The sequence below is a fragment of the Bifidobacterium avesanii genome (assembly GCF_009299475.1).
GTDB lineage: Bacteria > Actinomycetota > Actinomycetes > Actinomycetales > Bifidobacteriaceae > Bifidobacterium > Bifidobacterium avesanii.
Map to the genome: position 1 here is coordinate 1 of NZ_WBSN01000036.1, position 10,305 is coordinate 10,305.

The following is a 10,305-nucleotide window of genomic DNA, read 5'->3' on the forward strand; positions in this document are numbered from 1 at the left end:
CGCCTACCTGTCCCATTACAATGGGACCCGTATCAAGAAGTCGCTGGGCTGGATGAGCCCGGTGCAATACCGCAGACACCTTGGGCTGGCGGTGTAGCCGTCCAAGAAAAAGTCCGCACCCCCGATAGGGTAGTTCCCGCATTGGATTTGCTCAATTTGCGCTTGTCGGCTGGTGGATTGAGCGGAATGAGTGTGTGACGGGCTGTTTGGGGATGCCCCTGCACTGATTTCGCTCAATCTGCGGTAGTGAGACGGAAGATTGAGCGGGATAAGTGCGTGACAAGTCCGATAAGGTTGTTTCCGCACTGGATCCGCTCAGTCTGGCATTTTGCTTGGATGGATTGAGCGGGATAAGTGCACGACGGTTGATGGGTGGGCGCACCGGAGCACTGGCGTGCTGAATCTGCTCAACGTGTGGATGGCTGCACGGATGAATGGTGTGTGCGTGGGTGGATGATACGTGGATGAATGCTATGACGGGGAGGAAATCCCCCTTTATGGATGAGATGGGGAGTGTGATGTGCACTCAGGGATGGACGGTGGTGATGTTTGCGCGGCGTGGTGTAATCGCTTTCTCGGCGTGTCGCGTATGTGCTGAATTAATTAGATCGTCTCACATTTTAGGATCGTTGGAATTCCGCGGAATTATCGGTTTAAAAAATTGATACGTTTCAAAAATGTTCCCGACGATCATCTAAGTCAATCGTTTGACTACATAGGGTGGATTTGACACCCGTCGATCGGGGGGGGGTAGTTATAGAAGCTATCAAAAACGATTGATTTTGATCGAGAGAGATCAGGATCGGGATGGTTTGTATGAATTCACCCTCAAATGGGCGTTGGAAGCGGTGGCGCGGGCCATTGGCGGCCGTGGTTGCCATTGCCATGGGCGTGGGCACCGCCGGCTACGCATGGGCCGGCCAGCCCGCCGCCGTGCCGATGGCGACCGCATCGGCGTCTCCGAGTGCTGCGACTACCGCGGATGCGTCGAATGCCGCGGCCACTGCCTCTTCATCTTCTTCTGAGGCTTCCAACGGTGTCACCTCGCAGGGTGCCGCCGACGCGTCTCCGTCCACGACTGCTTCCACGTCGGCCGCTGCCAGCGATGCCGCCGTGTCGGATAATGCCGCGGCTCCGGCTGGGAATGCCCCCGCGGACAATACCTCCGCTAAGGATGACTCCTCCGCCACGACGCCATCCGCTCCCGCCGACGCGTCTTCCACCTCTTCGCCGTCCGCCGATTCGGACTCGGCCAATGCTGCGGCCAACGATCCCGCTCCCGCCGCGGTCGCCGATGCCGCGGCCGACTCCTGCGATGCGGTGACGACGTGGGCGACGCTGAAGTCCTGCCTTGAGACGGCCAATCCGGGCACGGTCACGATGGCCGGGATGATCGTCCCCGATGAAGGTACGACCATCAATGTCAAAGGCACGGTTGTGCTGGACGCGAAAGACGGCGCAGGCGTGGACGGTACAGGCATTACGCGCAAGGGCAGTGTGTTCTCCATCGAAGATGGGGACGACCTGACGATTCGGGGTGGCATCTTCCGAAATCTGTCTAGTAGCGGAGTCAACGGCGTTGTCGTTCATACGCAAAAGACGGGTAATCTGACCATTGCGGGTGGCTCCTATGCGAATAACGTGGGACGCAACGGGACCGTCGTGTTCCAAGACGGGACGGGCACCGTCACTATCACCGGTGGCGAGTTCTCGGGCAATAAAGCGACAGCCACCGGAGATGACAAGGGCGGCGGCGTGGTGTATGCGAAGTCGAACGTGATCGTCGTGGGCGGAAACTTCACGGGCAATACGGCCGACGGCAACGGCGGTGTGTTCCGTGTGGAGAGCGGGACGCTTGCGATAAGCGGAGGTTCGTTCGAGAACAATTCAACGTCCGGCAGTGGCGGCGTGGTACATGCCAGCAAAGGCACGACGATTACGTTTGAAGCAGCCACATTCGAAAAAAACACGGGTGTGACTGGCGGCGTCATCTACATGAATGGCGTGTTGAATGTGCTGTCCGGCCTGTTCAAGGGTAACGGTGCCACTGGCGGTAACGACGACAAAGGCGGCGGCGCGATCCGCAATTCCGGTGGCGTGCTGACGGTTTCGGGCGGCACATTCACGGACAACACCGCTGCCGGCGTGGGCGGCGCGGTCAGCATGATGGGCGGCGAGACCACGATCGAGGGCGGCACGTTCAACTCCGACGTGGCGAACGACGCCAAATCGAAGGGCAACCATGCGCCCAAGGGCGGTGCGGTCGCCGCGCAGGGCGGCACGCTGAAAATCACCGGCGGCATGTTCGACCGGAACCAGGCGACCGCCAGCGTGGACAACAGCGGCGGCGGTGCAATTTATGCAAAGTCGAGTGCCGTCAAAATTATGGGTGGCTTAGTCACTCATCCAGTGTTCAGCAACAACATGCAGTCGCCGGAAGGGTGCTCCGTTTCTGCGGTGAACAAATGTATGCAGGGCTCTTCTGGCGGTGGAGCTATTTATGCCATTAATGGCGCTTTGACGATCCAAGGCGATGTGACGTTCGACCATAACGGTGCGCAGAGTGCCGGCTGGAATTCCGGCGGCGGTGCTGTATGGGCGGAAAATACGCTGACCATTAAGAATGATTCAACCGGTGCTCCTTCCTTTATCGGTAATTGGGCTACGATCAGTGATCCTGCAAGTCAAAATGGCAAAATTCTGCGTGGTGGGGCAGGCGGAGCTGTGTTTCTGAATGCTACTGATGGCCATCGTACGACCGCATATATGACTGGTGGTGTTTATTCCGATAACACAAGCGGCTATTTAGGCGGTGCTGTGTATACGGAGGAATATTCAACTACCTATGTGGGCAAAGCTGTTGCATATGGTAACGTAGCCGGTCATTTTGGTGGTGGCCTGTGGTTTTGCCCGTCTGGTAGTTCTACCGCTTCCAAGGGTGGAAATATTGCTTTATTTGATAATCAAGTTACTACTGGTATTGATGCAAATAATGATAATGCGTCGTCAGGTAATACCGCCGAGACAACAAGTGCTGGTGCTGATTTTGCCATCATGAATCCCGGTTATAAGTATGATAATTATCACAAAGCGGAAACTAACCAATTCCAATTAATGGATACTTGGTTTACGAATCGTAATAACAAAGCGGTGGATTGGCAGTGGGATGGTGTTCCACTGCGATATTCATCTGGTTACCATGATTCATGGATGCCGGGCGGTAAAAGTCCAACAGCTGTTCTTGCTGATTTCAAAACAGGTGCTCAAGCTCCGGGCATGTTGAATTTGAGCGCAACGAAGAAAGATGGCTATATTCTTACTGGCGTGGCGCTCAAGGCAACCAATGTTTCTGAAGCGGATAAACAAGCCGCTAAGGAAAAAGCGCAATTGACGCTTACTGGTAATCGTGCTCGTCTTTCAGGCGGTGCGTATGCGTCTAATGGTGTCGTCGTTTTTGACTCTCCGTATTCGATGAGCTGGGAGAAAAAAGATGGAAAGACTGAGGAACATGTGAAGACGCCTTCTACGTGGTCACTGACCGCGGAAGAGCTTACTGACAGCAAAGCTGATGGTCCGTATATGGATGAAGATATGCGCCCAACTGATTGTCAGGTTGATGTTCCTGGTGATGATTGCTGGCATAAAAATAATGACGATAAGTGGACGGTCGCGATTGTTGATAATGGCGTGCGTGACAATGATCCCGATATCGGTGTTATCAGTTTGGATAATCTTGCGCCCGGAACATACACGCTCAGAGAAACAGGAGCTCCGACCGGCTATCAAGCTACAACAAATGTGTATCAGTTTGTTATCACAGCGGTGACTGGTGGCTCTATTCCTAAAGAGCCAGATCTTACATATCAGAAAGATAGTAATGATAGTGAGATCGGCCATAAGGATGAATTGGGTCCGCTTTCTGATAGTCGTGTCATTGGTAACAAATTGTTGGAAGGTTATCTTGCATGGACGAAGACCGATGATAAGAACAAGACCGTAGGCGGCAGTGAGTGGATGCTGTACAAGCCCAAGGGGGCCACTAATGGTACACGTCTTATCATCACAGACTGCGATGCCAAGACTGAGGCTGAATGTGCTAATTCCTTGGACAAAGATAATGGTGCAGGTAACTTTAAGATTGACATTCATTCTCTTGATGATTTCCCGGATGGTCATTATTGGCTTCAGGAGTTGAAGTCTCCAGACGGATATTGGATGCCTGATCAGGATAAGACCATCCATGATGTGACTATCGGAACGGACACGAATAAGCGCACCATTACATGGGGCGATGGAGAGAGTGGACAGATCATCAATAAGCCGACGACGGTTTCGTGGTCCAAAGTCGATTCGGCATCCAAAGAGAAGATCTCGGGTGCTGAATGGACGGTCATGCGCATCAAGGATGCTGACGGCAATTCCGTTGAGAATCAGATCGAATGGACGGTACTTGACTGCGGTGCGAATCGTGACGGTTGCACGAAGGACGAAAAGAATCATCGTTGGGCCGATTCGGATTCGGTACCAGGCGGGTTCAAACTCGAGACGTTGACGCCGGGTACCTACACGTTGACTGAAACGAAGGCGCCGGACGGGTACGCAATTATCAATAAAACGTACACGTTCACGATTGGCGTGACCGATCCCGTCGCGGATGTCAAGATCACGGGTGCCGATAAGGGCAACTTGATCGCGAACGCGCGCGTGGTTGCTGTGCTGCCGCATACGGGCGGTTTGGGCACGGCGCGCGCGTGGCTGACCTTGGGTGGCCTGTTCGTGGTTGCGGGCGGGGTTGCCTGGGCGGCGTTGGGCGCGCGCAGGCGCCGGGCGGCCATGGCCGTCTCGTCGGTGGCGTCGTCGGCGTCGCGTTCCCGGGGAAGGGGCCGTCATGCGGCCTGATGTCCGGGGTGTTAGGGATTTGCGGATCGTGGAGCGGGGTTGTTTGCGCTCCTCCCTCCGCGGCTGCAGGAATGCACATATCCAAGTAAGGAAAAATAAGTAAGGAAGAAGGAATTCCCATGAAGTTGAGGAAGCTCATGGCGGGTCTGGCCGCGGCGGCGACGCTGTTCGGCGGGCTCGCCCTCGGCGCGGGAGCCGCCAACGCGGCAGAAACGCCGGCGTTGCCGTATACGCCGCTGAATAGCAAGCAGGTGGATAAGGCTGGCAAGGTGACCGCGGACGCGACGTTCAAGTTCACTGCCGATGACGCCGATCAGTGGGGCAATAACAACAACCGTGTGATTGAAGCATACAAACTGGCTGATTACTATCAGTATGTTGATGCTGACAATCATGCCGTGTTTGGCGTGCAGACCGCCGATGCGGCCAAGGATGGCGTGAATAATGCGCTAACTTATGCGCTGTCTGAATATCCAAGTAAAGACGATCCGGTGCAGATCCCTACTGATGGGACTGATCTTCTTGCATGGGCTTTGCAGAACGGTTATCTTGACCAGTCCGCGAATAAGCCGTGGACCACGAGCGATAATTCTAACTCTGCCACGGCAAGTACTACTCGTAAGTTTGCCGATGCGCTGAATACGCCGAACAGTAATCTTCCCAAGCTTGGTGATCCGACCGAGCTGTCTTATGCCAATGGTAAGGGCAATCTGAAAGCTGTTACCGGCGATCCTAAGTCCTTTACCGCGGATCTGCCTGCCGGTATTTATTTGTTCCTTGATGTGACATCATTCCCCGGTGGCCATATTCACGATGGGACTGAGAATAAGCCTGACACTGAAGGTAAGGTCGTCGTCAATTCCGCGCCGATCATTCTCGCTTCTGGTCATTTAACTGCCGTCGGCAGCGCCGCTGATTCGGTGAATTACCTGTACCCACTTGGCAATATTGATGAAGGCGACAATACTGTTGCTTTCAAAAACCATGTGACTCCGGTCAATAAGACCGTGGATGATAGTGACAACACGGTATCTACTGGTCAGACAGTGCGCTACACGCTGAAAAGCACCCTGCCGCTGACCACCGGTTCCGATCCGAAGACCTATGTATATCAGTTGACTGATTATCCGGGTGCTGGTCAGACTGTGTACCTCGGCGGTATTAAGGATGCCGATGGCAATATTGTGTCCAACGCTGAGGGTGGCATCACTAATGCTGGCGCTTATGACGTGAAGGTGTACGACGGAGATCGGCTGGTTAAGATTCTTGCGGAGGACACTGACTTCGCGCTCACCACTTCTGCTGCCGACAATGGCAAGGAAATTATCGGGGCTTCCGATAATAAGGCGTATTTCAGGTTGGACTTCAGCAAGCTCCTTCAATCTGCCGAATACAACAAAACTCCGCTGTGGGGTAAGACTGTGGTCGTCACTTATGTTGTCAAGATTACCGGTGTGGAAGGCGATGTTCCCAATACCGTCGAGGTAAATGACAACCACACTAAGGCTGAGCATGGTACCAAGCTCACGTTGGGACAATTCAGCTTTACTAAGACTGATGCACAGGGGGTCTCCAACGCCGATATTAATGGTGCCACATTTGTTATCTCTCCGTCTGATGAGATCGGCAATACCGCCGTTGGCACTCCTGACCCGGACATGTCCGGTGTCAAGGACGCCAATCGCGATGGAAAGATCGACAATAACGATATTGATCACGTTGACAACCCGTGGACCGGTGAGGGCGTTAATACGTCGGACTCGCGCCCAGTCCGTGTTCCTGACTCTGGAACCGGCGATGCATTCGCCGTACAGGACGGTGTTGTGACCTTTGCGGGTCTTGCAGATGGCACGTATTTGGTTAAAGAGATCAAGGCTCCGGAAGGCTTCTTAGGCGGACAAGTGAATGTCCAGTTCAAGGTCACCATCAAGGGTGGCAAAGCCGTGGCATTTAAGGGCATCGACGTGTGGGGCCTCGCTCCCACCAATGCTGGTGATGGTCAGACCGAAATCACCGACTACAAGGTGAAGAATGTCCGCAACATCTCCCAGCTCCCCAAGACCGGTGCCGCCGGCATCGCGATGTTCACCGTGATCGGTCTGCTCCTCGCGGGCGCGGCCGGCACCGTGTACGTCAAGAGCCGCAAGGCCAACGCGCTGCTGCGCGCGTGAGCCTCATGAGCCTATAAGCCCCGGTAGGAGCCATAGGCTCCCATAACGAATGTGCCCGAATCTTGGCATTGCGTCGAGGTCCGGGCACATTTCGTCTGTAGGTCATAGGCCATATCCGCCAAGATCACGTTTGGCGTAGATGACTTCGGAAACGGTTACGGTTGAGGTTGGCTTGTCGGCCCAGTGGGAAACCGCATAGACACCGTACATGATGCGTCGGCACTCGTGCTTCGGCGATCGGGACGGCAGCATGTACGCGGGAGGCGAGCACGGGTATCCGGCGAGGCTACCCATTGCCGAGGGCGGGCTAGTCTCCGGCCTTTCGAAGACTGTGACGCCTCCTATCCCATAATCCGCCATAATCAACGCCTATAGGCACGCCGGCGTTGCCCGGGCGCGGCGGCGGTAGGCTGAACGCAAGTCCGACATATATAAAAGGACTACACAAGGGGGAAGGCTCATGGCGTTGGAGATTCTGGATTGGCGCGACGCCGATCTGCTGGCGGCACCGGTGCTCGAGGCGTTGGAGGGGCTCGTCGCCTCGGGCGTGCCGGAGAGCAAGATTCTGGGCGTGACCATCAACACCGACGAGGAGTCGGACACGGACCTGTGGTGCCCGCGGTACGGCATCCCGTTCGAGTCCACGGGCAATGTGGTCGTGGTGCACACGCACAAGACCCGCAAGGCGCCGCCCGAGTTCGCGGCCGCGCTGGTCACCGCGGACACCCGCGCGGATCTCAACGGCGTGGTGAAGCACACGCTCGAAGTCTCCAAGGTGAGCTTCGCGCCCATCGACGCGGCGGTGGAGGCGACCGGCATGGAGTCCGGCGGCATGTCGCCCATCGGCCTGCCCGCGGGCTGGCCCATCCTCGTGGACCAGCACATCCTCGCCGTGCCGAAGCTGTACATCGGCTCCGGCATCCGACCGTCCAAGCTCGTGGTGGCCGGCTCGATCTTCGCGGACATTCCCGGCGTGCGCTTCGTGGCCGCCTTGGGCAAGCCGCGGGCGTGAGGGGACAGTGCGGATTCCGGGTACCGGGCGGAATTGAGTGTCCATAGGAACGGTCATCAAACGGCCATCGCGTCTTTCCGAACCTGAAAACTGCGCACCGGAATGGCCATCTGCGCTTTTGAGGGCGGATTTCGGCTTCTGCACAATGCCATTCATCATAGTCATGGCGTGTGATGGTGCTGTGCGGAGCGGGATTCCATTCTGACGTCTGCGGATAATGGCGGAAAGACGCCGTTTTGATGATGCCCGCCATGTCGATGAACTGGCTGCGGCAGCGGAAGGACGCCCTCAAATCGAGGAATATCGCTCCGCACATGCCGGAATCCGCCCTCACTATGCGGATAAGTCATTTGCCGCGTCTAGGCGAATGCATTCCGACGAGGTGGCATGCGTGGGAAGAAGCCGCCAAAGGCATGCGAGCGGGGAATGAACACGGAACTGCGCGTCTTTGCGGGGATAGGCGGTGGCGGGAAAGCGTTGACGCGGTTGCGTGCCGTGCCGGGCCGTGAGTCTGTGGATCCCGTGGCTTAACGGATTGCGCGGTGCCTGTGCCGTGGCCGTTCAGGACCCGTGGTCCCACACTGTGGGAAGATGCGCATCATGCTCGTCGTTTGTGTCTTCACCGCCGCATCGGCGTGTCGTGGGGAAGTGCATGTTATCTTATAAATACGAATCGAATAAATTCGTATCGACCTAAAACTGAAAGGACAGTTAGTATAGGGCGAAACCGGTGGGATCCGGAAGGCCGCAGATGGCCGGATGGATTTCGGAGATGAATGGTTCGGGATTGCGCCAGAGAAGGCGTGGCTCGAATGGTTGTCTCGGAACCGCAACAGTGATCACGGAAATTGGCCGAGTAGTTTGAGCCAATAAAGTCGATCGCTTCGCTAGGCTTCAAGTCGATACGTATCGATCGATTCAGGAGATCGGTGTTCTCGCGCAGAGACGGGGGCGTCGACGGCGAGAAGACGGCGGTCAACGGAACGCCGCCCGTACTGCTAGGAGGTGGAGTGGCATGAGTTATGCTGCTGAATTTGCGTCGCTGGTGAAGAACCGCGGCAAGCATGATTCGTACACGGACAACAAGCCCGCGTACGTATTCCTTGCCCCGTGGATCATCGGTGCCGTGTGCTTGTCCTTGGTCCCGATGATCGTGTCGGTGTACCTGTCGTTCACGAAGTACAACATGCTCACGAGCCCGAAGTGGGTGGGCGTGCAGAACTTCACGAACCTGATGAAGGACACGCGCTACATCCACTCGCTGGAAGTGACCTTCACCTACGTGATCGTCTCCGTGCCGCTGCAGCTCATGGCCGCCCTTGCGCTGGCCGTCGTGCTTGATCGTGGCATGCGCGGCCTGACGTTCTACCGTTCCGCGTTCTACCTGCCCAGCATGATGGGCGGTTCGGTGGCCATCGCGGTGCTGTGGAAGATGGTGTTCGGCGCGGACGGCCTGTTCAACCGCTTCATGAACGTGTTCGGCCTGAATCTCACCCAGTCGTGGGTCGCCAACCCCGCCACCGCCAACTGGACCCTGATCGTGCTGCACATCTGGCAGTTCGGCTCGCCTATGGTGATCTTCCTCGCCGGTCTGCGTCAGATCCCGCGCGAACTCTATGAGGCCGCGAGCGTGGACGGCGCCGGCAAGGGCCGTCAGTTCCTTTCCATCACGCTGCCGATGCTGTCCCCGATCATCTTCTTCAACCTGGTCATGTCGATCATCAACAGTTTCCAGACGTTCACTCAGGCGTTCATCGTCTCGGGCGGCACGGGCGGCCCGTCGGACAGCACCCTGTTCTACACGCTGTACCTGTACACGCAGGGCTTCGGCCAGATGAAGATGGGCTACGCCGCGGCCATGGCGTGGATCCTCGTGGTCATCGTCGCCGTGTTCACCCTGCTGAACTTCGCCCTGTCCAAGTACTGGGTCCACTACGATGACTGAGCCCCGAGAAAAGGAAAGTGAGGGAATTCCTATGACTAGCGCAACCGCTAACAACATCGGGGTCCAAGGCATCAACGCCTCCGATCCCAACATCGCCAAGGCTCCCGTGGTCGAGCATAAGGACGAGGGCAAAACCAGGCGTATCGTGCTTCAGGTGGTCAAGCAGGTGGTCGTGTTCGTGTTCGCGATCATGATGCTGTACCCGATCCTGTGGATGATCGCCTCGTCGCTGCGTCGTCCGGACGAGATCTTCACGAACATGGGCCTGTGGGTCTCCG

5 protein-coding genes and 1 pseudogene are annotated in these 10,305 nt (G+C 56.4%); all 6 read left to right on the forward strand.

Annotated features, from left to right (window positions below):
- On the forward strand, nucleotides 1–97 hold a 97-nt coding region (locus DSM100685_RS10490), incomplete at its 5' end, for an IS3 family transposase (RefSeq protein WP_152349624.1).
- A gap of 719 nt (nucleotides 98–816) precedes the next feature.
- Nucleotides 817–4,899: a SpaA isopeptide-forming pilin-related protein gene (locus DSM100685_RS10495; protein ID WP_152351286.1), complete on the forward strand. Its 4,083-nt coding sequence runs from the start codon at nucleotides 817–819 to the stop codon at nucleotides 4,897–4,899.
- Nucleotides 4,900–5,018: 119 nt separating this feature from the next.
- The gene (locus DSM100685_RS11035) at nucleotides 5,019–7,070 is read left to right on the forward strand and encodes a SpaA isopeptide-forming pilin-related protein (RefSeq protein ID WP_163201157.1); all 2,052 of its coding nucleotides are present in this window, start codon (nucleotides 5,019–5,021) and stop codon (nucleotides 7,068–7,070) included.
- A 460-nt stretch (nucleotides 7,071–7,530) separates the two neighbouring features.
- Nucleotides 7,531–8,082, forward strand: coding sequence for a YbaK/EbsC family protein (locus DSM100685_RS10505; protein WP_204314381.1), 552 nt, complete (start codon nucleotides 7,531–7,533; stop codon nucleotides 8,080–8,082).
- A gap of 1,015 nt (nucleotides 8,083–9,097) precedes the next feature.
- On the forward strand, nucleotides 9,098–10,027 hold the full coding sequence (locus DSM100685_RS10510) for a carbohydrate ABC transporter permease (protein ID WP_152351287.1): 930 nt from the start codon (nucleotides 9,098–9,100) through the stop codon (nucleotides 10,025–10,027).
- A gap of 31 nt (nucleotides 10,028–10,058) precedes the next feature.
- Nucleotides 10,059–10,305, forward strand: a pseudogene (locus DSM100685_RS10515) (hypothetical protein); the annotation flags it as partial.

Bases quoted from the DNA above. Each gene is read 5' to 3' on its own strand.
- DSM100685_RS11035 (WP_163201157.1), top strand. From the start codon at position 5,019: ATGAAGTTGAGGAAGCTCATGGCGGGTCTGGCCGCGGCGGCGACGCTG.
- DSM100685_RS10510 (WP_152351287.1), top strand. From the start codon at position 9,098: ATGAGTTATGCTGCTGAATTTGCGTCGCTGGTGAAGAACCGCGGCAAG.
- DSM100685_RS10495 (WP_152351286.1), top strand. From the start codon at position 817: ATGAATTCACCCTCAAATGGGCGTTGGAAGCGGTGGCGCGGGCCATTG.
- DSM100685_RS10505 (WP_204314381.1), top strand. From the start codon at position 7,531: ATGGCGTTGGAGATTCTGGATTGGCGCGACGCCGATCTGCTGGCGGCA.